At 37.3% G+C, this 25,452-nt stretch carries 24 protein-coding genes and 1 tRNA gene; 7 read left to right on the top strand and 18 right to left on the bottom strand.

All coding sequences use genetic code 11. The features are described from left to right. Nucleotides 1-46 precede the first annotated feature (46 nt). A complete protein-coding gene (locus V6R96_RS10715) occupies nt 47-598 on the bottom strand; it encodes a YMGG-like glycine zipper-containing protein (RefSeq protein ID WP_336378963.1) in 552 nt (183 codons plus the stop codon). Nucleotides 599-836: 238 nt separating this feature from the next. On the opposite strand from V6R96_RS10715, the gene V6R96_RS10720 reads away from it, so the two are divergent. Further along, entirely contained in the window at nt 837-1,283 is a 447-nt protein-coding gene (locus V6R96_RS10720; RefSeq protein WP_223560219.1) for a hypothetical protein, read from the top strand. Nucleotides 1,284-1,425: 142 nt separating this feature from the next. Here the strand turns inward: V6R96_RS10720 and V6R96_RS10725 are convergent, their stop codons facing one another. After that, nucleotides 1,426-2,253, bottom strand: coding sequence for a glycosyltransferase family 2 protein (locus tag V6R96_RS10725; RefSeq protein ID WP_336378962.1), 828 nt, complete (start codon nt 2,251-2,253; stop codon nt 1,426-1,428). Between the two features lie 829 nt (nt 2,254-3,082). Between V6R96_RS10725 and V6R96_RS10730 the strand changes: the two genes are divergently transcribed. Then, nucleotides 3,083-4,534, top strand: a complete 1,452-nt coding sequence (locus V6R96_RS10730; RefSeq protein ID WP_336378961.1) for a serine hydrolase — start codon at nt 3,083-3,085, stop codon at nt 4,532-4,534. Between the two features lie 43 nt (nt 4,535-4,577). Here the strand turns inward: V6R96_RS10730 and V6R96_RS10735 are convergent, their stop codons facing one another. Further along, nucleotides 4,578-4,862, bottom strand: coding sequence for a hypothetical protein (locus V6R96_RS10735; protein WP_336378960.1), 285 nt, complete (start codon nt 4,860-4,862; stop codon nt 4,578-4,580). 110 nt (nt 4,863-4,972) lie between these two features. Here V6R96_RS10735 and V6R96_RS10740 point away from each other — a divergent pair, with 110 nt between their 5' ends. Then, nucleotides 4,973-5,383 (top strand): hypothetical protein, encoded by a 411-nt coding sequence (locus tag V6R96_RS10740; RefSeq protein WP_336378959.1) that lies wholly within the window; start codon nt 4,973-4,975, stop codon nt 5,381-5,383. Between the two features lie 715 nt (nt 5,384-6,098). Here V6R96_RS10740 and V6R96_RS10745 read toward each other — a convergent pair. The 7 genes from V6R96_RS10745 to thrA form a co-directional block, all read right to left on the bottom strand. Beyond that, a tRNA-Cys gene (locus V6R96_RS10745) sits at nt 6,099-6,172 on the bottom strand. A 58-nt stretch (nt 6,173-6,230) separates the two neighbouring features. Next, entirely contained in the window at nt 6,231-6,719 is a 489-nt protein-coding gene (locus tag V6R96_RS10750) for an RDD family protein (protein WP_111960463.1), read from the bottom strand. Between the two features lie 26 nt (nt 6,720-6,745). Next, nucleotides 6,746-8,110, bottom strand: a complete 1,365-nt coding sequence (locus V6R96_RS10755) for a DUF4403 family protein (RefSeq protein WP_336378958.1) — start codon at nt 8,108-8,110, stop codon at nt 6,746-6,748. Between the two features lie 27 nt (nt 8,111-8,137). After that, nucleotides 8,138-8,509, bottom strand: coding sequence for a dihydroneopterin aldolase (gene folB, locus V6R96_RS10760; protein ID WP_336378957.1), 372 nt, complete (start codon nt 8,507-8,509; stop codon nt 8,138-8,140). Further along, nucleotides 8,490-9,818 carry a threonine synthase gene (gene thrC / locus V6R96_RS10765; protein WP_336378956.1) on the bottom strand — a complete coding sequence of 443 codons (1,329 nt, stop codon included), beginning with the start codon at nt 9,816-9,818 and terminating at the stop codon, nt 8,490-8,492. The genes folB and thrC overlap by 20 nt, the downstream gene beginning before the upstream one ends. Before the next feature lie 10 nt (nt 9,819-9,828). Then, nucleotides 9,829-10,770 (bottom strand): homoserine kinase, encoded by a 942-nt coding sequence (locus V6R96_RS10770; protein WP_336378955.1) that lies wholly within the window; start codon nt 10,768-10,770, stop codon nt 9,829-9,831. A 10-nt stretch (nt 10,771-10,780) separates the two neighbouring features. Then, on the bottom strand, nt 10,781-13,231 hold the full coding sequence (gene thrA, locus V6R96_RS10775; protein WP_336378954.1) for a bifunctional aspartate kinase/homoserine dehydrogenase I: 2,451 nt from the start codon (nt 13,229-13,231) through the stop codon (nt 10,781-10,783). 426 nt (nt 13,232-13,657) lie between these two features. Between thrA and V6R96_RS10780 the strand changes: the two genes are divergently transcribed. The 3 genes from V6R96_RS10780 (at nt 13,658) to V6R96_RS10790 (ending at nt 14,385) form a co-directional block, all read left to right on the top strand. Continuing rightward, nucleotides 13,658-13,858, top strand: a complete 201-nt coding sequence (locus V6R96_RS10780; RefSeq protein WP_336378953.1) for a hypothetical protein — start codon at nt 13,658-13,660, stop codon at nt 13,856-13,858. Between the two features lie 80 nt (nt 13,859-13,938). Then, nucleotides 13,939-14,109 carry a hypothetical protein gene (locus V6R96_RS10785; protein WP_223560179.1) on the top strand — a complete coding sequence of 57 codons (171 nt, stop codon included), beginning with the start codon at nt 13,939-13,941 and terminating at the stop codon, nt 14,107-14,109. An 81-nt stretch (nt 14,110-14,190) separates the two neighbouring features. Then, nucleotides 14,191-14,385 (top strand): bacteriocin-like protein, encoded by a 195-nt coding sequence (locus V6R96_RS10790; RefSeq protein WP_111960475.1) that lies wholly within the window; start codon nt 14,191-14,193, stop codon nt 14,383-14,385. A 65-nt stretch (nt 14,386-14,450) separates the two neighbouring features. Here the strand turns inward: V6R96_RS10790 and V6R96_RS10795 are convergent, their stop codons facing one another. The 5 genes from V6R96_RS10795 to V6R96_RS10815 all read right to left on the bottom strand — a co-directional run bounded on the left by V6R96_RS10795 (nt 14,451) and on the right by V6R96_RS10815 (nt 17,811). After that, a complete protein-coding gene (locus V6R96_RS10795) occupies nt 14,451-14,597 on the bottom strand; it encodes a bacteriocin-like protein (protein ID WP_336378952.1) in 147 nt (48 codons plus the stop codon). Between the two features lie 81 nt (nt 14,598-14,678). Next, the gene (locus tag V6R96_RS10800) at nt 14,679-15,179 is read right to left on the bottom strand and encodes a hypothetical protein (protein WP_336378951.1); all 501 of its coding nucleotides are present in this window, start codon (nt 15,177-15,179) and stop codon (nt 14,679-14,681) included. Then, entirely contained in the window at nt 15,179-16,198 is a 1,020-nt protein-coding gene (gene nadA, locus V6R96_RS10805; protein ID WP_111960477.1) for a quinolinate synthase NadA, read from the bottom strand. The genes V6R96_RS10800 and nadA overlap by 1 nt, the downstream gene beginning before the upstream one ends. A 121-nt stretch (nt 16,199-16,319) precedes the next feature. After that, nucleotides 16,320-16,883 (bottom strand): guanylate kinase, encoded by a 564-nt coding sequence (gene gmk / locus V6R96_RS10810; protein ID WP_111960479.1) that lies wholly within the window; start codon nt 16,881-16,883, stop codon nt 16,320-16,322. Nucleotides 16,884-16,953: 70 nt separating this feature from the next. Next, on the bottom strand, nt 16,954-17,811 hold the full coding sequence (locus V6R96_RS10815) for a YicC family protein (RefSeq protein ID WP_111960481.1): 858 nt from the start codon (nt 17,809-17,811) through the stop codon (nt 16,954-16,956). Between the two features lie 98 nt (nt 17,812-17,909). Between V6R96_RS10815 and miaA the strand changes: the two genes are divergently transcribed. Further along, complete coding sequence (gene miaA, locus V6R96_RS10820) at nt 17,910-18,857, top strand: tRNA (adenosine(37)-N6)-dimethylallyltransferase MiaA (RefSeq protein ID WP_407934760.1); 948 nt, start codon at nt 17,910-17,912, stop codon at nt 18,855-18,857. 326 nt (nt 18,858-19,183) lie between these two features. Here miaA and V6R96_RS10825 read toward each other — a convergent pair whose 3' ends face one another. The 3 genes from V6R96_RS10825 to V6R96_RS10835 all read right to left on the bottom strand — a co-directional run bounded on the left by V6R96_RS10825 (nt 19,184) and on the right by V6R96_RS10835 (nt 25,242). Further along, nucleotides 19,184-20,596 (bottom strand): efflux transporter outer membrane subunit, encoded by a 1,413-nt coding sequence (locus V6R96_RS10825; protein ID WP_111960485.1) that lies wholly within the window; start codon nt 20,594-20,596, stop codon nt 19,184-19,186. A 261-nt stretch (nt 20,597-20,857) separates the two neighbouring features. Beyond that, nucleotides 20,858-24,040, bottom strand: coding sequence for an efflux RND transporter permease subunit (locus V6R96_RS10830; protein ID WP_336378950.1), 3,183 nt, complete (start codon nt 24,038-24,040; stop codon nt 20,858-20,860). A gap of 41 nt (nt 24,041-24,081) precedes the next feature. Beyond that, entirely contained in the window at nt 24,082-25,242 is a 1,161-nt protein-coding gene (locus tag V6R96_RS10835; RefSeq protein WP_111960489.1) for an efflux RND transporter periplasmic adaptor subunit, read from the bottom strand. Between the last annotated feature and the right edge of the window lie 210 nt (nt 25,243-25,452).

The raw sequence follows: 25,452 nt of genomic DNA on the forward strand, positions 1-25,452 counted from the left end.
TTGCTTAAAAATAAGCAATCTTTAAATGTTATCGTGAAAATATTAATTAACGTGGTTGAACTCTTCCGTCTTTTCTGTCTCCAGCCCTACCAATCGTATAACCGGTTGCACCACCTACTACACCACCAATCACGGCTCCAAGACCTCTGTTTTTCTTAGCAACAATGGCTCCTACTGCGGCGCCACCTACAGCCCCAATAGCGGTTCCTTTGGCTGCTTTACTCCATCCTTTCTTTTGAGTGGCAGTGGTTCCTTGGGAAGAACTGCTTCCATTATCTGCATAGCTTCCGCCTCCTGAATTAGAGTTTGATCCTCTGTCTCTATATACTGTTCTGGTTTCTCTTATGATCTGAGGCTTTGAATTATTGGCTGCAGCTGCCTGAGATTTTTTACTTTCAGCAATGCTGTCTGCCTTTTTCTGTGCTTCATACACTATTTTTTCTTTCTCGATAGCCAGCTTTTGCTTTTCTATTTCAAGCTGTCTTGCCTGAAATTCAAGTTTCTGCTCTTCCAGAGATTTTTCAGCTGTCCTTTCGTCCTTTTTGCAGGCTGTCAGTAAAAAGACTGATAAAAAACCTGCTAATACTATCTTTTTCATAATTCAAATTTTAATAAGTAGTCTTCGCCAGACGGCAGTGACTTCCTATTTATTTTCAATTATGAAGCCAAAATTTAGTTAAGAAATGTTAAAGTGATAATTTTTTTGATAAAACTGAAAATATTTTCAGGTTGCTTTAGCTTATTGAACGGTGCATGGATGTAATTTTAAGTTCATTAAAAGTTTTTATTCAATTCATATGAATTGGTTACTTTTGGAAGAACCAAATTACTTTATTATGAAAATGACAATTTTTAAAACAATGGCTTTTGTGGCCTTGGCTATTACGGCTTTATCATGTTCAAATGATGATATGATATCTGATGTTCAGACCCAGACTCATTCTGAAACCTCTAAACAGGCTTCAAAGACTCAAACTTATAAGCTAAGATTCGGTATTGTCAACCTGGATGGTACGAAGTCCCTTTCAGGAAATTACGATGTAGGAAGCTTCCTGGCTGAGAATACGGTTACAGGGGAAGTTTATGACACGTATTATGGGGGCGGTTTCCAGGCTCTTCCAGCATATAATGAGGGAATTCCAGCAGGAACGTATACTTTTTCGGCTATGCAGGGACAAGGCGGTTGGGCCGGTTATGGTTCCGTAACAGGGACTGTATCGGACGCTCAGGTAGATGCAGACGGGTATATTACTGTGTATATTCCTATGACCTGGGCTGAGTAGTTCAGGTAAATATTAAATCTACTTTATAAAATTCTCATTTGAGGATTTTTAATTTGTGTTTTTGAGCCTCCTGAACCGGAGGCTATTTTTTTATGCTGAAATAATATTAAATAAAAAGCTCCTCATTTCTGAGAAGCTGCTATTATATGTTGAAAGTTACTTTTACTTTATTGATAAGCCTGTGGAGTTTGTAGGTCTGATAGTTCAGAAGCTCGTAGATCTCCTGTGAATTGGTATATATTTCCGGGACTATTTTATTGTTAATTGTTCTGATTCCCCTTCTTTTCATGGTGTCATGAATCACTTTGGCAAAGGATTCTTTTGCTCCCTGTTTGAAACTCTGCTGAGAAATACCGTTAGAGTGGAGACGGTAAAGATAAAGGGGTTCCTTAATATATTTTACACTGCCATGCTCCAGAATCTTCAGATACAGATCCTGGTCTACGGCGCTTTTTAGGTTGGGGTTGATGCCTGAAGTTTTAAGGTAAGTTTCTTTTTTAAAAGTGAAGAAATGGGCAAACTGGGTAGGACAGTTGAAAAAATATCTGCTGTTGTAGATTTGTTTTGTTCCTCCAAATATTCTGTCAGGAATAAGGTTTTCATTACAGAGCATCATTTGGGAATAAGCTGCTACAATGTCATCTTCATTAAATTCATTTATGGTTTTTTCTAAAGCATCTGTATATAAGGCATCATCCGGGTCCAGGTAGGCACATAATTCCCCTGTTGCATATTTCATGCATTTTCTTTTGGTATATCCACATCCCCGGTTGGATGTATTGTGATAGATGCTGAAGCGCGGGTCATGTTTTATAATATCTTCAATTATTTCTACGGAATCGTCTGTAGAAGCATCGTCAATAATTATAACTTCCCAGTTTTCGTAGGTTTGAGTGATTAACGAATTATAGCAGTCTCTAAAGTACTTACCGTTATTATAATTGGCTATAAGTATAGAGAATTTTATCACGATTTAATGAGTTAAGTTTTTTGTAAAAGTAGAAAAATACTTTTTTAAAAAATATATCTTAAATCATATTGTATTGATATTTTTTTTACTATTTTACGATACTATATTTTGTTATAATTATTTATATGTAATGATTGTATAATTTATTTTTATGGATTACATCGGCTTTACCTATGTTAACTGACCAGGGGGTATACTTGTTGAAAGAATAATTAAAAAACATTTATGACTGAACTCATAAAATGAGAAGAGAGAAGGCATTACCTTTAAGACATAGAATTATATAATAATTTTCTTAATTAGATTATAAAATTTTTTTCATCATTTGTGTTTTTTTAGGCCTCCACTAGGAGGCTTTTTTATTTTTCTTATGCTATGGATCAGAATGCCAAACATGATATTAATCATAATTATGTTGATTATAGAACTTATTTTATATCCGCTGTTATCTTACTATTATGCTGTAATCCCTTATTTTTAGGGGGCTTTTTATATTTCGTTCATTTAAAATAGTATAGAAAAATCATCATTATACAGAAGAAAATATTTTTAAAAGTATTACAACTTTGGCACGATTTTTCAATATATGAAGCAACTCATGTTTAATTTGAGTTTTCATGGTTATTAGTTTTTATCCCCGAAGCAATTCGGGGATTTTTTTTGCGTCATATTTTATTGTACGTTTAAAGCCATCAATTTGCCGGTATTTCATTGAAATATAGAGTGGCTAATCTTTATTATCGGGTTATTATTTAAGTATTCATGTTAAATTATTGAAAGGAGGTAATAGATTTAGGTTTCAGTTGTTTTATATATATAAAATTAAATCATGAAAATTTATCTTCTCATTGTATCATTGCTAATTTCATTATCATCTTTTGCTCAAAACGTAAGTTCTGCAGTAGATGAAATCATTCATCGGGAAATGAAAACAAGACGCATCCCGGGTGTCCAGATTGCAGTCGTCCAAAACGGTAAAATTGTTTTAAGTAAATCTTATGGAGTTGCAAACATACAGGATCAGGTTGCTGTAAAAAGTAATACTATTTTTCCGATTAATTCCAATACAAAGATTTTTACGGGGGTTGCCATTATGCAGCTTATTGAACAAGGAAAGGTAAAATTGGATGCGCCTGTCAGTACTTATCTGGATAATTTACCTTTAGAATGGCAAAAAATAACAGTCGATCAGTTACTGACCCATATTTCCGGATTGCCTGATATGTTAAAACTTTTTGATCCTGTGACGGGAAATATAGGACCGCTAAAAACGGAGGAAGCCATTTTTGAAAAACTTAAAGCCACTCCTTTGGAATTTAAAACAGGAGAGCAATTCAGTTATAACCAGACTAATTATTATGTATTGGGTAAAATTATTGAAAAGATTACGAATAAACCATTTGCTGATTTCTTTGAAGAAAAACAGTTTAAAGTAGCTCGTCTAAAACATACCCTGTTTGGAGATTCAAGAGATGTAATTCCTCATTATGCCCCCAGCTACAGCTACAGGACTTTTTTCGATGGTAAAAAAATAAATCAGGACAGGTTAGCAACTAATTATTATGAATTTCCTGATTTCAGTCGCACAAGCGCGGGACTTAACAGTACATCTGAAGATATGGCGAATTGGATTATTGCCTTGCAGAATGGTAAATTATTACAAAAGCCATCAACATTGGATATGATGTGGTCACCGGGCAAATTCAATAACGGAACACCTACAGATTGGACACGCGGCTGGGGAATTGCAAAACTTCGGAAAAATCATAAGGCAGTTGGGATGTCCGGAGGAAACAGATCTGTTTTACTTATATACCCGGATGATCACTTGGCGGTAATTGTATTAACCAATTTAGGAGGAAGTTCTCCTGAAGATTTCATAGAAGAAATTGCAGGATGTTATATTCCGAACATTATTAAAGCAGACCCACTAACGTATCTTAGAAAAAACCTGCAAAAAATCGGATTTGAAAATGCAATAGACTTTGTAAAGAAAGAGAAAGCCCAAAATCCTGATTTCAATCCAAAGGAATTTGAGCTTAACAATTGGGCCTACCGCATGCTAACCACCAATCAAAAGAAAGAAGCTCTGAATATTTTTAAGCTCAACGTATATTTATTTCCTGACAGCTGGAATGTTTATGACAGCTATGGTGAAATCCTGTTAAAAACAGGTGATACAAATAAAGCGATTGAAATGTATAAAAAATCTATAGATTTAAACCCGGATAATGAGAATGGAAAAAAGATTTTGGAACAGATTCAAAATCCTAAAAATTAAATTATAGTTTTAACAACAGTGTTTCAGTTATAAGCAACAGCTATTATATGCTGAACAGCAAAATATCCACGCCTTTAAAAGTAGTATTCGTATCTTTATATTCTACAGTGTTATCTGCGTTAAATTTGATGAAATAGCCTTTGTCATTGCTTGCGGTCATTTCTGGCTCATCAAGCCATCCATACTTATTAATTTGCCAAGTGCCTATTAGCTCTTGTGGCATCGAAATAACTGGTGTTGGATTCACGACTTCGTCATCGTTTCCGGAACAATTAACAAAAGATATACTAACAAGCAGAAGACTTAAGAGAAATAATACTTTTTTCATGTGATTATATTTTTTCAAAAATAGTATATCTAATATTAATGTTGAATACGGGAAACCATAACTAGCTAAATTTTATTTGATGTAAAAAGTGTATTTTTACCAATAAAACTATGACTTTTGATGAATTTTCAAAGATTGCGCAACCGATTGCTACTGTAATTGCTTCTATTACCGCATCTATAATAGCAATGATTTTTGCTAAAAGACTCGAGAAATATAAAAATTCTATATTAGTAAAGAAAAAATCAGAATTAATAGCAGAGTTATTATCCATTTGGGTTTCTCAACCCGAAGATTACAAACGGATTAATGAAATAACATTTGAAATCTTTTTATGGTTACCAAAAGATTTAGCTAGTGATTTGAGTAAAACTTTATCAATGGATAAAGAGGCAAAAAGTATGAGAGAAATAATATCTGACATTCGAGTATATTTGTTAGGTAAAGATGAAAAGATTCCTCATAATATAATTGTAGTTTTTTCAGGTGAGTCTAAAAGAATAGTTAAGCCAAAAGTTTAACTTTTTATATATAAAATACATATTATATAACCCTGCCTATCTGGTGGGGTTTTTTATGCTGCATATTTAGCAAATCATACGAAACGAAGGTTCGGAGTTACTTTTATTGCATGAAATTATTTTATAATATTTTATTTGATACAATAGTAAATTATATAATTGATTTTTATTGTATTACACCTGAGTCGAAAGTGGGTATTTGCGTAATTGTATACATAGTGACCGAATTTACGTGTCACTATGTTAAAATGGCTAAATTCCAAATTTGAAAAAGGATGTCGTGCATGTGCTAGAATTTAAGTTTTGTGGATAACTTTTTTAATTACGCGCACGCGCGAGGGTTTGATTAGATTTGTATATATACTAAGGTTTTTCTACAATCACTATACGCGTATGAAGGTTTATGTCGACTTTATTGATGTCTGTTCGCGTGTAAAGGAAATAATAATACAGTCAAAAGTTTATACGGCCTTTCCTGGAATAAAGCGTAGTCATAATTACTAAATCAGACCAATACGCGCACGCGCGAGGAAATATAAAAGACATTTGTTAAATTTTAGTTTAGATTATCAAAGTTAGGGTGATCTAACAAGAGATATGTCTTTGGAGTTTTTATTCTTATCGAACGTGATAAAATAACTATTTCTTATATTGTTGACACAAAATAAAAAGCCTTTCTATAATTTACTGAAATTCAGTTTTATATAGAAAGGCTTGGAGGTACCTAGCGGATTCGAACCGCTGTAGATGGTGTTGCAGACCACTGCCTAGCCGCTCGGCCAAAGTACCATTTTTACCATTTTTGAGGTGTGCAAATATAGCAAAAAAAATTAATGAACAAAAATTTTTAAATCATTTCTTTCGCTCCAATGCTGTTGATATCGCTTTTCAGCTGTCTTTCAGCTTCATAATCTTTTATGTTCACCACACGTGTGCTGCTCCAATTATCATGAAAGCCATTTTCACCCAAAAATGATAGTTGGTCAACCAATATAATTCCTCTTATAATATTTCTTACAAAATAATTTCCGATAGAAGGTTTTTCCCCATCAATCATAATTACTTTGGTTCCTGTAATCAGTTTTCCCAGGCTTCTTCCGCCGGTTATGGCTTCCATGAAGAAAGAAAATAATATATAAGAAATAATGCCCAGCAATCTTTGTGCAATATCGCTGGTATTGGCAATCCATTCTCTGAAAGCCGGACTGATAGGCATAAGTATCATAAGAATGATAAAAAACACAATATAAAAAGCAACAAGGTCAATTAGATAATTAGCAAACCTTGCTCCTTTGGATGCCCGGTGTCTGTCTACAATTTGTAAATATTTTCTCATGGTTAATTTTTGTTTTTTTTATTAATTTAAATTCCGTTAAGTATTAGTTTTAAAGTGGCATTCGTTTCAATGACTGCAGTGATGCCGGATTGGTTGACCAGGACACTGCCGGGTTTCAGGTTGAAAACCCTTCCGTTCATTTTTAAGCCTTTATAATATTCTTTGTTAAATGCCTCTTCTATACTTTTCTTTGAGGCGAGTTCCAGCTCCTGTGTTGGAATTCCGTATTCCTCTTCGATCATCTTTACAATTTTCCCTTTGAAAAGCAGGGTAGCGGTTTTCTGCAGAATATTGGCCGTCCTTAAATTGAATTTTGTATTGGAGAGAACAATTTTCTTTTTCGTTTCATCATATACAGGGATCCCGGAAATAATGGCTTTTCCATTTACGTAGCCTTCTGTTTCAGCTTCAATGATCACTCTTCCTTCAGCACCATAAACTCGGATATCTTTGATCTTTACCTTTGAGCCTCGGACATCATATTCCTTGTTCATGAACATATTTCTGGCAATATTGGTAGCTTCAGAAAAAGGAACATTAGCTGTGGTCTGCAAGAGGAATTTATCTGCCAGAACAGGAACGACATTAAAGTTCCCGGCTGATTTTACCGTTGGTGATGCAGCAGGTTTGCTTCCTGTAAACGTTTCCGAGTAAATATCCATTCCTATATTCGTAGTGATCTCATTCCCATAGAATTTCAGTGGGGTGATATTCACGCCTACCGGGCTTATTTTCAGCCACGTATTATATTCCTCCGAAATATTAAAAGGCTGCGAGAAAACATTCCATGCCATTACTGCATACTGTTGGAAATTCAGCTGCGTAGCCATCTGCTGATCAATAGTTTTGGCAAATTTCCCCTGCTGTTCCTTCAGGCTTTTTTCTACCAGTGAAGTGATAGGGATCTGTATTCTGCCATAATCCAGGACAGGCTTTGTCACCCATCTGAAACCGTTGGACTGCGTATTGGTAGAAATTGTCCAGTTGTTATTAAAATTAATCGTGGTATTGAAGGACATAACTGTTTCAAAAGTCGTATTCTGATACGAATAAACTCCCAGGGTACCAATCCCTTTTTCGGCCCATATTTTTAAAGGAACTTCTATCAGAAGGTTTTGGCTTGTTCCGCCCACAAGACGGATAGGCCGGGTTTTCCATACTTTGACCTTAAACTGATCGTTATTGTTATCTGTATAAGAGTCATCCTGAAATACCAGCTCTTTTACCGAAGCATTAATCATATTGCTGATTTCAGAAAGCGGAATGGTTACCGGCATCGTAATGCTGGATTTTATTTTCGGGAAATTGTAAACAGCGGATTGATTATCAACAGCAGTCTGGCCAAAAACCATGGCGAAACTTAATAAAAATAATAATTTGATGGATTTCAATTCAGTATGTTTTTTGTGTAGATAAAATTAAAAATCATCAGGTTTGAAGCTTCTCTCCAGTTCAATACTTGCGCCTTTCATTTCGCCCTGCATCGGTGGTGAAGTTTTTGTAATCTTCAGTTTAATGTAGGAAACCTGGGGGAAACTTTCATGAATCTTCATGATAATTCTTCCTGCCACATGCTCCAGTAATTTGGATTTAATGGCCATTTCCTGATGAATGATCCCGTTGATGTCAGCATAGCTTATCGTATCATTCAGGTCATCTGTTTCCGCAGCTTTCCAAAGATCCGTGTGCAGTTCTGCATTTAAAATATAATAGGTCCCGATGATATTTTCTTCGGGAAGCACGCCGTGGTAGGCATATATTTTTACATCTTCAAGAAAGATCTTGCTCATTGTCCTGATTTTTATTCAGCAAAAATCGTTTTAATTCTTCAAAATCTGCATTTATTTCTACAGTTTTTTTCTCCTTTTTCATGAGATCATTCAGTGCTTCGGGGATATCAATGGTGATATGGGCTGCTTTTTCTACTGCTTCAGGGAATTTTACAGGATGTGCAGTTCCCAATATCAACCCTTTCTTGCCGGGATTTTCATTCAGGTACTGTTCCATAGCAGCAAATGCAACCGCACTGTGAGGATCGAGGATGTATCCATATTTTTCATATACCTCTTTAATGGTATGAAGTGTGGATTCATCATCTACTGAATATCCCGAAATTACATTCTTGAGATGATCAAACTGATGTCCGAAAAGTTCCAGAATTCTGGTGAAATTACTTGGATCTCCAACATCCATGGCGTTGGATAAGGTGGCTACAGCTTTTTTAGGATGATACTGATGACTTTTCAGATAATCAGGAACTACATCATTTTTGTTGCATGCAGCAATAAAATGCTCTGCAGGAAGCCCTCGGAAGTAGGCAAGAAATCCAGCACAGATATTTCCGAAATTTCCACTCGGAACACCAATGACCGGATCCTGGTTTTCGTACTGTTTCCATTGTTTTAAAGCTAATAAATAATAAATCTGCTGAGGAAGCCATCTTGCAACATTAATAGAATTAGCTGAGGTTAAAAACAATTCTGAGTTAATACTTTCATCTGAAAAAGCTTGCTTGACAAGATTCTGACAGTCATCAAAATTTCCGTTAACCTCCAGTGCCGAAATATTTCCTCCCAGTGCCGTAAGCTGTTTTTCCTGAACAGCACTCACCCTGTTTTTGGGGTAAAGAATAACCACATTGATCCCCGGGACATTATAAAATCCATGGGCAACAGCTCCGCCCGTATCACCGGAAGTGGCCACGAGAACTGTTACTTTTTTATCCTGATCTTTTAGAAAATACGACAGGCAACGGCTCATAAACCTTGCTCCCACATCTTTAAATGCTAACGTTGGTCCATGGAAAAGCTCCAGAATAGATATGCACTCACTGATCTTTTTTAAAGGAATCTCAAAGCTGATGGTTTCTGTAGTAATTTTTTTTAATATTTCCGAGGGAATTTCGTCCCCGATAAAATCTTTCATGCATCTGAACGCAATTTCTTCATTGGAATACAGATGCAAATTTTGAATAAATTCTTCATTAAACTGAGGAATTTTTTCGGGGAAAAACAATCCTTTTTGATTACCCTGGCTTTTTATAGCAGCTGTTTTGAAATTAACGGTTTCCTGCTTATCTTTTAAATTATAATAATTCATTGTCTTTAATTTATTGGTTATCATTATGATCTTCTTCAACAATCTCAATTCCTGAAGGGTTTATTTTTGAGACATACACAAAACTCTCAATTTTAATTTCATCGTAAATAGATTTCATCAGCTGGGCAATCTTTTCTGCCGTTTCTTTTTTCTCTGCCAGCATAAAAATTGAAGGCCCTGAACCCGAAATTCCGCCTCCAAGTGCGCCGGCCTCCAAACTTCTTGTTTTAATCTCATCAAATTTCGGAATTAGGATGCTCCTGACAGGTTCTATAATCACATCATTCAGACTTCGTCCGATGAGCGGAATATCGTTTTTGAGGATTCCTGTCACGAGTCCTGCTATATTTCCCCACTGTTCTACAGCATCTTTCAGAAGAATATTTTTCTTTAAAATCTGCCGTGCATCAGAAGTTTTTACTTCGACCTGTGGATGTACTGCTGCCACAAACAGATTGGGGGTACTCAACGGAATAATATCAATAGGAGAGGAGGATTTCACCAATGTGATACCTCCATAAATGCACGGGGCAATATTGTCTGCATGGCGTACTCCGGAAGCAAGCTCTTCACCGAACATAGCGAAGTGAACCATTTCTTCACGGGATAAAATATTTCCTAATAAGGCATTGGCCCCAAAAGCGGCTCCGGCGGCACTTGCCGCACTGGAGCCGAGCCCGCTGCCCGGCTTTATATGTTTACGGATTGTGACTTCAAAACCTTTTGTGAGCTTCAGATGCTCCATGATGTTTTGGAGAACAACGCCCGCTACATTCTTTGACGGATCTTCCGGAAGCCCGAAATGATCCTTATGCCTGATAATGATCTCAGGACTGTCCAGTAATTTCAGTTCCATTTCGTCATAAGGCTCATGAATAGCCATTCCCAGGATATCAAATCCGCAAACGAGATTGGCAATGGTAGCCGGAACTTTTATTTTTATCTTTTTCATATTATTTATTTTAAACTGATCGGATAATATCTGCAAAAACACCGCTGGCAGTTACTTCAGCCCCTGCGCCGGCGCCTTTTACAACAAGAGGCTGCTCGGAGTATCTTAAAGTTTTGAAAATGACAATGTTGTCTTTACCATACAAATGGTACAGATCACTGTCCGGAGCAACATGTTGAAGTCCAACCTTAGCTTTGCCATCTTTAAATTCAGCGGTATATTTCAATATTTTGCCATTTTTCTGAGCCTCACTGACTAAATTTTTAAAATGACTTTCATATTCAGTAAGCTTCTCATAGAAGTTTTCTACACTTCCATGAAGGCATTCTTCAGGCAGGAAGCTTTCATTTTCTATATCTTCAAACTGAAGGGGGTATCCGGCTTCTCTGGCAAGAATTAAGATTTTTCGGGCTACATCAGTTCCAGTCAGATCCAGCCGTGGGTCCGGTTCAGTAAAACCTTCTTTCTGTGCCTGGGCAACAACTTCTGAAAAGGTTCTGCTTCCGTCATAATTGTTAAAAACGAAATTCAAGGTTCCACTTAATACAGCCTGGATTGACGTAATTTTATCGCCGCTTTTCATAAGATCATTAATGGTTCCGATAACGGGAAGTCCGGCTCCTACATTGGTTTCAAAGTAGAATTTGCAGTTGTGATTCCGGGCAGTACTTTTTAAGTTTTTATACACTTCAAAATCTGAAGAGGCTGCAATTTTATTACAGGCCACAATATTGATGCTTCTTTTTAATAAATTGTCATAGATTTCCGGCACTGAGGAGCTGGCAGTTACATCAACAAATACTGAATTCCTAAGGTTTCGGGAAATGATTTCCTCTGCAAAGCCATGGATAGATGCTTCGGCACCTTTTTCACTCCAATTGCTATATTCGCTTTCGGAAATTCCCTGATCAGAAAAAAACATTTTCCGGCTGTTGGAAATGCCTGCAATTCTTAGATTAATTAAATTGTTTTCCCTAAGATATTCATTTTGTTCAAAGATCTGCTCTACCAGTTTTGATCCTACATTTCCGACTCCACACAGATAAAGGTGTACCTGCTTAATTTCAGATTCAAAAAATTCTTCATGAAGAACGTTAACTGCTTTTTTAATATCCTTTTCTGAAATAACGATACTGATATTCCTTTCCGAGGATCCCTGTGCAATAGCTCTGATATTAATCCCGTTGTTCCCCAGGCATCCGAACATTTTAGCGCTGATTCCACTTCTGTTTTTCATGTTTTCCCCTACCAGAGCCACAATTGAAAGTCCGGTTTCTATTTTTACAGGAGTCACTCTTTGAAGTTTTATGTCATCTTCAAAAGAGGAGTTCACAACATTTTCTGCATGAAACACATCTTTTTCATTGACAGCAATGGTAATAGAATGTTCCGAAGAACCCTGGGTAATAAGAATAACATTAATCTTTTCAAGGCTGAGACATTGGAAAAGTTTTGCTGAAGTTCCGGGAATTCCTACCATTCCACTGCCTTCCAGCGTAAGAAGGGCAATATGGCTCATATTGGAAACTCCTGCAGCGATCTGTTGCTTTTCAACAGCCGGTTTGCTTAATTTATGGGAAACTAGTGTTCCACGTGCCTCCGGATCAAAAGTATTTTTAATCTTAAGATCAATATTTTTTGCCATAACAGGTTGTATGGATGGCGGATATAGAACCTTGGCCCCAAAATGGGAAAGTTCCATGGCTTCATGATAAGAAATCTCAGGAATGGGTTTAGCATTGGAAGCCAATCTTGGGTCTGCAGTCATCATCCCGTTTACATCGCTCCAGATCTGAAGTTCTTCAGCAGAAACTGCTGCTGCAATAATGGCTGCTGTATAATCGGAGCCACCTCTGCCTAACGTGGTGGCATTTCCGTTCTGATCTCTAGCAATAAAGCCGGGTGCAACGATAATCTGATTTTTATGCTCAGCTGCAAAATTCTTTACATTTTCTTCAGTGATCTCAAAATCTACCTTCGCATTGGTAAAGCTGCCGTCTGTTCTGATCTGGTCAGCCGAATTCATCCATATACAGTCCAATCCCTCATACTGAAGCCTGGCTGCAATAAGGTTTGAGGACAGAAACTCTCCATATGAAGTAATCCTGTCCCGGATTTTATCTGTAAACTCACCTAATACAAATATTCCGCTGTAGATATCTTCCATATCATTAAAATGCTTTTTAACAAAGCTTAGCCATGAGCTCTGGGATAAAACAGGAACCAGTTCTTTAACAAGTTCCAAATGCCTTTCTTCCAGATTTTTAATGATGGGAATATATTTTTCATTTTTAAGAGAAGCGTATTCAGCTGCTTTTATCAGGGTATCAGTAACACTGTGAAGGGCTGAAACTACAACAATTACTCTGCTTTGTAAAGATTCTTTTTTAATAATATTTTCTACCAGAAGAATATTTCCGGCATTGGCGACAGATGTACCGCCGAATTTTAAGACTTTCATCCAATTAATATTTAAGGTTAGGTAAAACGAAATGTTTACTCTTTAAAAAAAGAGTACGGGTGCAGGAAATAATATGTGAAAATTTACCCCGCTAAGGGGTAGTTGTTGTAGTTGTGAATGTAGAAACAGAAGATAGCCCCGAAACAGGTGATTCCGGTACAAAAATATCTGATATGTTTCTTAGAATGTTCATTCTTTACCAAACAAATGTACAAATTATTCGGAGATATCAAAATTATTTTGTTGGAAATGTTGATTACAGAAATCTTTCAAATTGTATCACTTATTCAATATTCAGCTACACCTGCTAATTCTGGTTTGGCTTTGATGTTTTTGAGTTCCATCTTTGTTAAGCATATCAACAGCATGTGAAAAATTCAGTTATAATGGAACTGTAAATAGTTATTAACAATAAAAAAAAGTATTATGAGAAAATTATCGAAACAACAGTTGAAAAAAGTAAATGGTGCAGCATGTCCGGGAGGTTGTCCCTATCCTGCAGGAACTACTTTTGGCCCCCCGGGATCCGGAGCAACACGCAGCTGTCAGCAGTATGCTGCTTTGACGGATTGTTGTAAAGGACAATATCTTGTGATGATGAGCTGCGTAGGTCCAGTGGTCAATTAAAACTTTATTCTTCATGTTGTGATGTTTTTTCACAAATGATGTTTAAAGTATTGTATTTATGAAACAAAATTAAAATTAATATGAAAAATTTAAAAAAACTTTCAAGAGAAGGAAAGAGTAAAATCAGCGGTGGATTTACCGACTTTCAAATTGAAACATGTGGCGGGGCTGCGTATGTATGTTTTCGCGGTGGTGGCGCATGGGGCTGCTGGAGAACTCCGGGAGGTACATGCTATGCTCCGATGGTGTAATTAATTTAGAGTCTCTTTTTATTAGTACATTTTCATAGATGAGGTTTAAAATGCTATATTTAGAAACCAAAACAAATCAATATGAAAAATCTTAAAAAGTTAGGCAGAGAGAATCTGAAATCGATTAACGGAGGAAATACCTGTTTTGAGTACTGCCCTCCGGGACCTTATGGAGTAGGTCCGGATTATCCAAAATCATGTGAAGATTTTAATGCTTTGCCTGAATGTTGCAAATTAAGGGTGAAAGTAGATTATTTCTGCTTCGGCCCCATTTAAAAAGTAAAGCACTGTTATAAAACAGTGCTTTTTAATTTACTAAAGTTGATTAACTCATCAACTTTTTAAGAAGTGGCTAAACATTTTGGAGGACTACCACATACTCCCGGAATACATACTTCATCGGGTTTACAATAAGTGGCACATTCTGTTGATGTTCCGCCATTGATGCTTTTTAGACATGCTTTGTCTAATTTTTTTAAATTTTTCATATGTAAAGATTTTGGTTTGAATCTTAAATATATAAAAAAATAAGCACTGTGAAACAGTGCTTTATTATTATTTTATACTTTCTATTTGATAGTAATTTTCTTATTTGGAATATAAAGTTTAGAACTTAAGTTTGGAAAGTATTTTCTTACTGATTCAATACTTTTTCCTGAAGTGTCTATAAACTTCCAATTTTTTCCATTATTTTTTGAAACGGCTATTATATAATAATCACCCAAAACATTACCTTTAGGTGTTTCCATTTCTATTTTTTGATGGACTACTGTCTGCAGTTCATTTTTAGTATGAATAATATCAGAAACTTCAGAAAAATCAACTTTTTTGAAAGTATATCCGGCTTTACTCATTTTTTCAACAGCACCCACCGATGTACTGATCATTTTCTTTTTATCTCCAAACATTTTTATAACACCATCATAAACATAATTACTGTATGCGTTATAATTTTTTTCCATGAAATATTTCCTCATTTCAGTGGCTTGTCTGATCACTATTTCTTTATGATTCTGAGAAAAGTACAAACTACTGGCAAATAGAAGCAATAGTAAAAATGTTTTTTTCATTATTTGATTGACTTCGAAAGATCCAGCATGGCCTCGATTGGCTTAAGAGCCTTTAAACGAAGTTCTTCGTCGATAAGGATTTCCGGAAGCTCGTATTTCATACACAGATACAATTTTTCCATGGTATTACGTTTCATATAGAAACATTCCGAACAGTTGCAGCTTTCATCAAAAACCAGCGCTGGAATCAGTTCCTTATGCGGGGCACGTTTTTTCATTTCGTGAAGAATTCCTTCCTCAGTGGCGATAATAAATTTCTGGCAATCGTCTTGCTCTACAAAATTCAGCAGGGCAGAAGTAGAACCTATAAAGTGAGCCAATTTTAAAACGGCTTCCTCGCTTTCAGGATGTGCAATTAACTTTGCATCAGGATTGTCTGCCATCTGCTGGGCAATTCTTTCCATAGAAAATGCTTCGTGTACGATGCAGCTTCCGTCCCAAAGAATCATATCACGACCGGTTTTTTTAGATAAATATCTTCCCAAATTTTTATCCGGAGCAAAAATGATCGGTCTGTCTTTTGGAAGGGCTTCAATCACAGTTTCAGCATTTGAGCTGGTTACGATGATATCACTTTCTGCTTTAGTTTCTGCGTTGCAGTTAATATACGTAGCGATCAGGGCATTAGGATGCTGTTCGCGCATTTTTCTCAATCCTTCTCCAGAACATCCGTCTGCCAGAGAACATCCGGCCATGGTGTCAGGAAGAACTACTTTTTTAGTCGGGTTCAGAATTTTAGCGGCTTCAGCCATGAAATGTACTCCACAGAATACGATCATATCTGCATTGGTGTCTTTGGCCTGTCTTGCCAGCTGCAGAGAATCTCCCAGGAAATCAGCAATATCCTGAATTTCTCCCGGCTGGTAATAATGGGCAAGGATCACCGCATTTTTTTCTTCCTTAAGTTTCAGAATAGCTTTCACCAGTTCTTCTCCTTGAGGGATTGCTATGTCTTTTATATCCAGAAATCCTCTTACAGGAATCGCAGATTTAGCTTTTTCTAATGTTTCGGTACTCATATCCACCTTAATGTTTTTTGATTCTGGAAGTTAGAAGCTAGAAATTAGAAGTTAGAATGTTGTAGTTTGAATTGTAATTACTCTTTCAAACTTCCATGATTCGACTTCCATCATCCATCTCTTAATTCCCAATAAAATTTTTTATTAAACTTTCTATTTCTTTTTTTGCTACATCAAGATCGGTATTAATAACGATCCTGTCAAACTCTTTCGCAAAGGTCATTTCTTCTTCTGCCTTTGCTACACGTGTTTTGATGGTTTCTGCATCGTCCGTATTTCTGGAGATCAATCTTCGTTCCAATTCTTCTATGGAAGGCGGTTCAATGAAAATGGACAGGGCTTGCTCTCCAAAATATTTTTTTAAGGAAATTCCCCCTTTTACATCTACATCAAAAATAACTACTTTTCCCTGATTCCAGATTTTTTCCACTTCAGATTTTAAAGTACCGTAATATTTGTCAGTATATACTTCTTCATATTCTACAAAAGCATCTTCCGCTATTTTCTGTCTGAATTCATCAGGACTCAAAAAATGATAATCCACTGCATGGATCTCACTTCCCCTCGGCTGTCTTGTGGTACATGAGATGGAGAACGCCAGTTCAGGAAACGTTTCCAGAGAATGCTTTACTAATGTAGTTTTTCCGCTCCCCGATGGTGCTGAAAATATGATTACTTTATTCATTTAGATTAGAGATTTTTAGATTAGAGATATGAGAATAAACTCTTTGATCTCTTGTCTATAGGTCTATGGTCTACAATACGTTTAACGTCTGTTCTTTTATTTTTTCCAGATCATCTTTCATCATGACTACCAGCTTCTGGATCTCTGCATGATTGGCCTTTGAACCTAAAGTATTGATCTCTCTTCCGATTTCCTGGGAAATAAAGCCAAGTTTTTTTCCGTTGAAATCTTCGTTATCCATTACTTCTTTGTAGTATTTCAAATGCTGGGTCAGCCTTACTTTCTCTTCTGCAATATCAAGTTTCTCCGTGAAGTAAGCCATTTCCTGGTAGAAACGTGTTTCGTCTACATTCTCGAATTCTTTTAAAGATTTCTGATAACGCTCTTTTACAGCAATGATTCTTTCTTCTTCATAAGGAACTACTTCAGAAAGATATTTATCAATATTCTGGATGTTTCTTTCGAGTTCTTCATGTAAAATAGATCCTTCTGTCTTTCTGAATTCCATAAAACGGTCTACAGCTGCATGAACGATCTTTGCCAAAGCCTCCCATTCACCGTCTGTAAGTTCATCAGGCCTTGAAGTAATGGCATCAGGAAGTCTTACTGCCATTTTCAGATATTCAAAGTCTGGACCGTCAGAAGCGATGGTACGAAGCTCATTCATATAAGAGTCAATTAAACTCCTGTTGATCTTTACGTCATTCGTCTCTTCAAGGTTCTCCAAATTAATGTAGCAATCTACCTTTCCACGGATAATTCTGTCATTAAGGATTTTTCTGATCTCAAATTCTTTCTCTTTATAACGTAAAGGGACTTTAATATTCAAATCAAAGCTTTTGCTGTTCAGAGATTTAATATCTATTGAAATCTTTTTTCCTTCAAAAACACCTTCGGCTCTGCCGAATCCGGTCATTGATAAAATCATAGTTTTTTATTGTTGTACAAAGATAAACATTTAAATTAGCACTGTGAAATCGCAGTGATTTGGAAACCACAATTAATGATGAAGATTTAAGATTCCATATGACTTTTAATAAACAAATAGATAAACTACATATAAAAAACTTGATTTCAGTTGTAGGACCCACTGGAATAGGCAAAACGAGGCTGGCAATTGATCTGGCCAGGCATTTTAATACGGAAATTATTTCCTGCGATTCCCGCCAGTTTTTTAAAGAAATGAAAATAGGGACAGCATCGCCTTCGGAAGAAGAACTGGCGGAAGCACCTCATCATTTTATCGGGAATCTTTCGGTTCAGGAGTACTATTCTATCGGGCAGTATGAGGAAGATGCTTTAAAAAAAATCAATGAACTTTTTATCAATCATGACACCGTTATTTTGGTCGGCGGAAGTATGATGTATGAAAAAGCAGTTATTGAAGGTTTGAATGACTTACCTGAAGCTGATGAAAACAATCAGAAAAAATTACAGGAAATCCTTGATATCGAAGGAATCGAAAAGCTTCAGGAAATATTAAAAAAACTTGATCCCGAGTATTTTGAAGTGGTGGATTTTCACAATCACAGAAGACTTTTACGGGCTATTGACGTAATTTGGCAGACGGATAAAAAATATTCTGAACAGATTGCTGTTTCTCAGGATTCCAGAGACTTTAATGTGATCCGTATCGGAATTGAAGCTCCAAGAGAGGATTTGTATGACAGGATCAACAGAAGAGTAGATATCATGATGGAAAAAGGACTTTTGGCGGAAGCGGAAAGTTTAGAGAAGTTTAAAGATCTTACTGCTTTGAAAACTGTTGGATATGCAGAGTTATTCAAATATTTTGACGGAGAATGGGATCTGGATTTTGCTGTTTCCGAGATCAAAAAAAACAGCCGCAGATATGCAAAACGTCAGCTGACATGGTACAGAAAAGCAGAGGATATTCACTATCTGCCATTAGGATATTCGCAAAAAGACTTTGAAGAGCTGCTTCAATGGATTTCCGGGCAGTTCCAAAAATAAATTTTCGGTATATTTTTAAACCATTAAGGATTGGTTGAGTTTTTAAGAATATTAAGTTTAGCTTCGCTTTAAGTGATGAGAATTTAAAAATTTCATGTGATTTCTTCTTAGATAAATTTAACTCCTTAAATGATCTTAATGGTTCAAATTGATGATCTACAAAGGGATTGATGTGGTTTATAACGTAAAATATCTCGCAGACTGAGCAGATCCGACAGATGTTTGTGTTATTTTAATGCGCTTAATTAGTAATTCAACCTGCAGGAGAAAACAAAAATGCGGCCCCTAAACCAGAGACCGCACTTCAAACAATATAATTAAATTTACTACTTCCAACCGCCGCCAAGAGCTCTGTAAAGATCTACAATGCTGCTCAGTCTCTGTCTTTTTACGGACGCAAGATTCAGTTCAGCCTGTAAAGAATTTCCCTGAGCTGTTATCACTTCTAAGTAATTGGCCATTCCGCCTTTGTAAAGCATTTCTGCACTTTTTATTCCGTTTTTCAACGTTGATACCTGTTCTGCCGCTTTCTGTTCCTGAACTTTTAAACTTTCGTTAGACACCAAAGCATCGGAAACTTCACCCACAGCATTTAAAACAGATTGACGGAAGGCCAATACATTTTTCTCTCTCTGGATTTTAGCTACATTCAGGTCGGTTTTTAACTGTCTTTTCTGGAAAATTGGCTGGGTAATTCCCCCTAATACAGATCCGAACAATGACGCCGGAATCTGGAACCAGTTATCGATTTTAAATGAATTAACACCTCCGCTTGCCGTGATTTTCAAGGCAGGGTACATATTAGCCTGAGCAATTCCCACCATTGAATTGGATTCCAACAGAACCAGTTCCTGCTGACGCACATCCGGACGACGGCTCACCATAGCTGCCGGAAGGCCTGCTGAGATATCCTGCGGAAGAGAAGTGTCAGACATTTCAATTGTTCTGCTGATTTTAGTTGGATTTTCACCTACAAGAATACTTAAAGCATTTTCCTGGATCGCAATATTTTGTTCCAGCTGAGTGATCAAGAGCTCTGTAGCCTGTTTCTGTGCCGTAGCCTGCTGAACGCCTAAAGAAGTTGTATCACCGCTCTGCCACATTTTTTCAGTAATCGAAAGCGTATTGTTGCTTAATTCCAGATTTGATTTTGCAATATTTAATTGCTTGTCAAGCATCAATAAATTATAGTATCCCTGGGCAATCGCTGCTACTACCTGGGTCTGTACTGCTTTTGTAGCTTCGTAAGTTTGCAGGTACTGCATTCTTGAAACTTCCTGCTGATTTTTGATCTTGCCCCAGATGTCGGCCTCCCAGGAAAGATTGAATGCTGCGTTGTAATCTTCAACATGGTTCTGGCCTAAAAATGAATTTAAGCTTTTCCCGTTCATGCTGTTTTCCGAAGGTTTTGAAATTTGTGCTGACACACCAAAGCCTACATCAGGATACTGAAGATATTTTGCCTGTTTCAGTTTTTCCTGTGAAGAAGCTACCTGTTTTAGAGCAATCTGCAGATCATAGTTATTTTTTATTCCTTTTTCAATCAGTCCCTGTAAAATAGGATCGCTGAAAAACTGTTTCCATTCCAGGTTGGCGATGCTTGCTGTATCAGCAGTAGCCGTGTACTGAAATTTTTCCGGGAGCTGAAGGTCCGGCTCCGTATATGCCAGTTTGGACACACACGAAACCGCGCCTAAAGCCAATATAAGGGTCAGAATAAAATTCTTAATTCTTTTCATAGTTTTAAATAGACTTTTATTTGAAAACAAAACTTTGAGAGGATTTTGTTGATGCAAAGAGGTCTTTAGTAGGAGAATACTTTGCTTTTACCGAACCATTAAGAACATTTAAGGAGTTAAGTTTAGTTAAGAAAATCAAATAGATTTATAAGTATATGCTTCAAGCGGAGCTCATCTTAATATTCTTAACATCTTAATACAACTTAATGGTTCATAAAAAATGTGATTTTAATCTCTCAAAGTTTCGTAAATCATTTTTTATTAATGAGCAGTGGCTAAAAGTTCTTCCTCCAATTTTTGTTTTTGAAGTCTTCTTTTTTTTCTGCTCGGCATTTTTTCATGCAGGTACTGGAAGATTACATACATTACCGGAATGATGAAAATCCCGAATACTACTCCTGTAAACATTCCTCCTACGGTACTGATACCGATAGAATGGTTACCCTTTGCAGCAGCTCCCTGTGTCCAAACTAGCGGAAGCATACCGATGATGAAGGCAAATGAGGTCATCAGAATAGGTCTCAAACGTAATCTTGAAGCCTGAAGGGCTGATTCAATCAGTGTTTTTCCTGCTTTTCTTCTCTGAACTGCAAACTCTACAATCAGGATCGCATTTTTCGCTAGAAGTCCTACGAGCATGATCAAACCTACCTGAACGTAAATATTATTGTCAATTCCTGCTAGCCCGGTGAAAGCAAATACTCCGAAAATCCCTGTAGGAACTGTTAAAATAACAGCGAACGGAAGAATATAACTTTCATACTGGGCAGCCAATAAGAAATACACAAATAGTATACTTAACATGAATACAAATGCGGTCTGGCCACCTGTTTTGATCTCCTCACGGGTAATTCCCGTCCATTCATATCCGAAACCTCTCGGAAGAGATTTCTGAGCCACTTCTTCTACAGCTTTAATGGCATCTCCGGTACTGTAACCGGGTTTTGGAGTTCCATTGATGGTTACCGCGTTGAAAAGGTTATTTCTTGTCACGGTTTCAGGACCGAAAGTTCTTTTTAAAGTAACCAAAGTCTTTACAGGAACCATTTCACCTAAATTGTTTTTAACATAAATTCCTTCCAGAGAATTCGCATCTGTACGGTAAGGAATATCTGCCTGGGCCATTACTCTGTAATATTTCCCGAACCTGTTGAAATCCGAAACAAAACTACTTCCGTAATAGATCTGCATGGTCTGCATCAATTCTGTTATGGAGACACCCAGCTGATTCGCTTTATCCGAATCTACATCTATTGTGTACTGAGGGTTTCCGGCAGCATAAGTTGTAAAGGCGAATGCTATTTCCGGACGTTTCATCAGTTCACCGATAAAGGCCTGAGTGGTTGTTCCCAACTGCTCAAAAGAGCCGTTTGTTTTATCCTGAAGCATAAATTCAAATCCGGAAACGTTACCAAATCCCTGTACTGTCGGGAAATTGAAGAAGAACGCGTTGGCATCTTTCACCTGTGATACTTTCCCTGTCAGCGCTGCTGCAATCTGATCCGGGTCTTTCATTTCACCACGGTCTTTATAATCTTTTAGCTTAATGAAACCTGCAGAATAAGGGGATGCGTTGGCATTACTGATAAAGTTCATCCCATCAGCTACCCAAAGGTGATTCATGGCTTTTTCAGCATTTACAATTTTATCAATCTGCTCAGTAGCTCTGTTCGTTCTGTCCAGTGAACTTCCCGGAGGGGTATTTACAGCATATAAAACGAATCCTTGATCTTCTGTTGGGATAAACCCTGTCGGAGCTTTATTGATCAAGAAAATACTTGAAGCAATGATAAGTGCAAGACCTCCAACGGCTACCCATTTGTTTTTAATTAAAAACTTAAGGCTGTAGATATATTTTCTGGTCATATTATTGAAGGCTACATTGAATGCATTGAAGAATTTCGCTCCAAAACCTTTTTTATGACCGTGCTCACCATGTTCTCCCTGAGGATCATTTAAGAATAATGCACATAAAGCAGGACTCAATGTTAATGCATTGACTGCTGAGATCATGATTGCTATTACCAAAGTAAAGGCAAACTGTCTGTAGAAAACTCCCGCAGGACCCTGCATGAAACCAACCGGAATAAATACGGCACACATCACCAATGTAATGGAAATAATGGCACCGGAAATTTCACTCATAGAGTTTGTAGTGGCTTGCTCTACCGGCATTCCTGTCTGTTCCATTTTGGAATGGACGGCTTCTACCACCACAATAGCATCATCCACCACAATACCGATGGCGAGTACCAGTGCGAACAATGTCAACATATTGATACTGAATCCAAACAGTTGCAGGAAGAAGAAGGTACCGATAATGGCTACCGGAACTGCAATCGCAGGAATCAATGTAGATCTGAAATCCTGAAGGAAAATATACACCACAATAAATACCAGGATAAATGCAATCACCAAAGTCTCAACCACCTGATGTATAGACGCATCCAGGAAGTCTTTGGAATTGTACATGATGATTGGCTTTACTCCTTTTGGAAGGGTAGTGGAAAACTGATCAACCTGCTTTTCAATTTCAGTAAGAATTTCATTCGCATTGGAACCTGCAGTCTGAAGGATCGCGAAACCTGCTACAGGTTTACCGTCCACTCTGTTGGCTGCTGTGTAAGTATAGGAACCGAATTCTACTCTGGCTACATCTTTTAATCTTAAAAATGAACCGTCATTATTGGCTTTGATAGCAATATTTTCATAGTCTTCATTTTTGCTTAGTTTACCTTTATACTTTAAAATATATTCGTAAGTTTCCTTACTTCCCTGGCCGAGACGTCCCGGTGCAGCTTCAAGGTTATGATCTTTGATAGCGGCCATCACTTCCTGTGGAGAAAGGTTATTGGCTGCTAGTCGGTCCGGCTTTAACCAGATTCTCATCGAGTAATCTCTTGTTCCGAAAACCTGAGCCTGGGCAACACCCGGAATACGCTGTATCTGCGGAATAATATTGATCTTCAGATAGTTTTGAAGAAACAGCTCGTCATATTGCTTAGGGTCATCACTGGACAGTCCCATGAACATAATCATACTGTTCTGTACCTTCTGTGTGGAAATTCCGGCCTGAACTACTTCCTGAGGAAGCTGGCTCATCGCTTTAGATACACGGTTCTGAACATTGACTGCAGCATTATCCGCATCTGAGCCCTGTTTGAAAAATACACTCAGGGTCATGGTACCGTCGTTACTTGAGTTGGAGGTCATATAGGTCATATTCTCAACCCCATTTACTGCTTCTTCAATAGGAACAGCAACGGAGCGGGCTACAACTTCAGCGTTCGCTCCCGGATAAAATGCCGTTACCTGAACACTGGGAGGCGCAATATCCGGAAACAGCGTAATCGGCAGGTTGAAAACCGAAAGTGCCCCCAGCAATAGCAGTATAATGGAGATGACCGTTGATAGTACGGGTCTTTCTATAAATTGTTTTAACATAAGAAGTTTATTTTTTTTAAGTCTTCTGTATTCGGAATAGATTACAAAGGTTTAGCTCTCAATAAGCTGTCAGATGAAATTACTTTCGGCTTGATAGAAGCTCCGTCCTTTAGGTTTCCGATTCCGGTGTATACGATTTTCTCACCCGGAGAAAGTCCTTCAGAAATAAAGTAATAGCTTTCGGTTTTTCCTGAGATTTTTACCGGTTTGCTGGTTACTTTGTTGTCTTTACCTAAAATATAGACATAAGTTTTGTCCTGAATTTCAAAAGTAGATTCCTGCGGGATTACCACAGCATTGGAAAGCATCTGAGGCATACGCACCCTTCCTGTATTTCCTGTTCTTAAAGCGCCTTTTTCATTAGGGAAAACTGCACGAACGGTAATGGCTCCGGTGGTTTTATCAAACTGCCCGTCTACAATACTCATTTTCCCTTTTTCAGGATACGTACTGTTGTCTGCGATCACCAGGTCTACCATTGGCATGTTCTTTAGCTTTTCATCTAAGCTCGCTCCCGGGTATTTATTCTGAAACGCGATAAAATCCAGTTCACTTAAAGAGAAATAGGCATAAATTTCGCTGATATCCGATAATAGTGTCAACGGATTAACATCTGTTCTTGATATCAGGCTTCCTTTTTTGTAAGGAATTCTTCCGATATATCCGCTTACAGGTGCTGTAATGGTGGTGAATCCTACATTTATTCTGGCACCTCCTACAGATGCTTTTGCCTGTGATGCGGCGGCTACGGCTGCTGCATAATTGGCTTTAGCCGTTTTCATCTGTACATCAGAGACAACTTTTGCTTCTACCAGTGGCTGAAGTCTGTCAACCTCCACTTTAGCCTTTTGAATATTGGCGTTGGCCACCTGTAAATTGGCCTGGGCCATATTCATTTGCTCGCCATAGGCTCTTGAATCTATTTTAAATAAAGGCTGTCCGGCTCTTACGTATGAGCCTTCTTCTACGTAGATTCTATCCAGGTACCCATCTACCTGAGATCTGATTTCCACGTTATTTTTACCCTCCAGTGCGGTAGGAAATTCCTGATATGTTGTAGCTGGAGAGGTGATCACGGTATAAACCGGAAGCTCCGGAGCAGGCGGTGCTGCATTGGAACCTTCTGCTGCTTGGGTACAGTTCTGCAAAAGGATAATACTTGATATAAGTACAATAAACCTTATTTTTCCAGGTATTTTCATTGTTGGTTTAATTTTTTTAATGAAGTGTTAGATTTAAGTAATAATGTTCTTTTAAATAAATTCTGTTATTTTTCCTAACGGTGTTAATGATTAGTTCAAAAAAAATTTCAAAATTTTTAATAAAGGTCAGATCGTCATTTTCATAATAGCTGGCTGTTTTTAATGTTGAATTTTATATATAAGTGAGGTGTATTAAGTGTGTTAATTTAT

Origin of the sequence: Chryseobacterium sp. CCNWLW53 (assembly GCF_037083525.1) — a bacterium.
Taxonomy (GTDB): Bacteria; Bacteroidota; Bacteroidia; order Flavobacteriales; family Weeksellaceae; genus Chryseobacterium; species Chryseobacterium lathyri.

Bases quoted from the DNA above. Each gene is read 5' to 3' on its own strand.
- nadA (WP_111960477.1), bottom strand. From the start codon at position 16,198: ATGAGTACCGAAACATTAGAAAAAGCTAAATCTGCGATTCCTGTAAGA.
- V6R96_RS10770 (WP_336378955.1), bottom strand. From the start codon at position 10,770: ATGAAAAAGATAAAAATAAAAGTTCCGGCTACCATTGCCAATCTCGTT.
- V6R96_RS10750 (WP_111960463.1), bottom strand. From the start codon at position 6,719: ATGAGAAAATATTTACAAATTGTAGACAGACACCGGGCATCCAAAGGA.
- thrC (WP_336378956.1), bottom strand. From the start codon at position 9,818: ATGAATTATTATAATTTAAAAGATAAGCAGGAAACCGTTAATTTCAAA.
- V6R96_RS10730 (WP_336378961.1), top strand. From the start codon at position 3,083: ATGAAAATTTATCTTCTCATTGTATCATTGCTAATTTCATTATCATCT.
- V6R96_RS10740 (WP_336378959.1), top strand. From the start codon at position 4,973: ATGACTTTTGATGAATTTTCAAAGATTGCGCAACCGATTGCTACTGTA.
- folB (WP_336378957.1), bottom strand. From the start codon at position 8,509: ATGAGCAAGATCTTTCTTGAAGATGTAAAAATATATGCCTACCACGGC.
- V6R96_RS10785 (WP_223560179.1), top strand. From the start codon at position 13,939: ATGAAAAATTTAAAAAAACTTTCAAGAGAAGGAAAGAGTAAAATCAGC.
- V6R96_RS10835 (WP_111960489.1), bottom strand. From the start codon at position 25,242: ATGAAAATACCTGGAAAAATAAGGTTTATTGTACTTATATCAAGTATT.
- V6R96_RS10780 (WP_336378953.1), top strand. From the start codon at position 13,658: ATGAGAAAATTATCGAAACAACAGTTGAAAAAAGTAAATGGTGCAGCA.
- V6R96_RS10790 (WP_111960475.1), top strand. From the start codon at position 14,191: ATGAAAAATCTTAAAAAGTTAGGCAGAGAGAATCTGAAATCGATTAAC.
- miaA (WP_407934760.1), top strand. From the start codon at position 17,910: ATGACTTTTAATAAACAAATAGATAAACTACATATAAAAAACTTGATT.
- V6R96_RS10735 (WP_336378960.1), bottom strand. From the start codon at position 4,862: ATGAAAAAAGTATTATTTCTCTTAAGTCTTCTGCTTGTTAGTATATCT.
- thrA (WP_336378954.1), bottom strand. From the start codon at position 13,231: ATGAAAGTCTTAAAATTCGGCGGTACATCTGTCGCCAATGCCGGAAAT.
- V6R96_RS10715 (WP_336378963.1), bottom strand. From the start codon at position 598: ATGAAAAAGATAGTATTAGCAGGTTTTTTATCAGTCTTTTTACTGACA.
- V6R96_RS10795 (WP_336378952.1), bottom strand. From the start codon at position 14,597: ATGAAAAATTTAAAAAAATTAGACAAAGCATGTCTAAAAAGCATCAAT.
- V6R96_RS10815 (WP_111960481.1), bottom strand. From the start codon at position 17,811: ATGATTTTATCAATGACCGGATTCGGCAGAGCCGAAGGTGTTTTTGAA.
- gmk (WP_111960479.1), bottom strand. From the start codon at position 16,883: ATGAATAAAGTAATCATATTTTCAGCACCATCGGGGAGCGGAAAAACT.
- V6R96_RS10830 (WP_336378950.1), bottom strand. From the start codon at position 24,040: ATGTTAAAACAATTTATAGAAAGACCCGTACTATCAACGGTCATCTCC.
- V6R96_RS10720 (WP_223560219.1), top strand. From the start codon at position 837: ATGAAAATGACAATTTTTAAAACAATGGCTTTTGTGGCCTTGGCTATT.
- V6R96_RS10825 (WP_111960485.1), bottom strand. From the start codon at position 20,596: ATGAAAAGAATTAAGAATTTTATTCTGACCCTTATATTGGCTTTAGGC.
- V6R96_RS10800 (WP_336378951.1), bottom strand. From the start codon at position 15,179: ATGAAAAAAACATTTTTACTATTGCTTCTATTTGCCAGTAGTTTGTAC.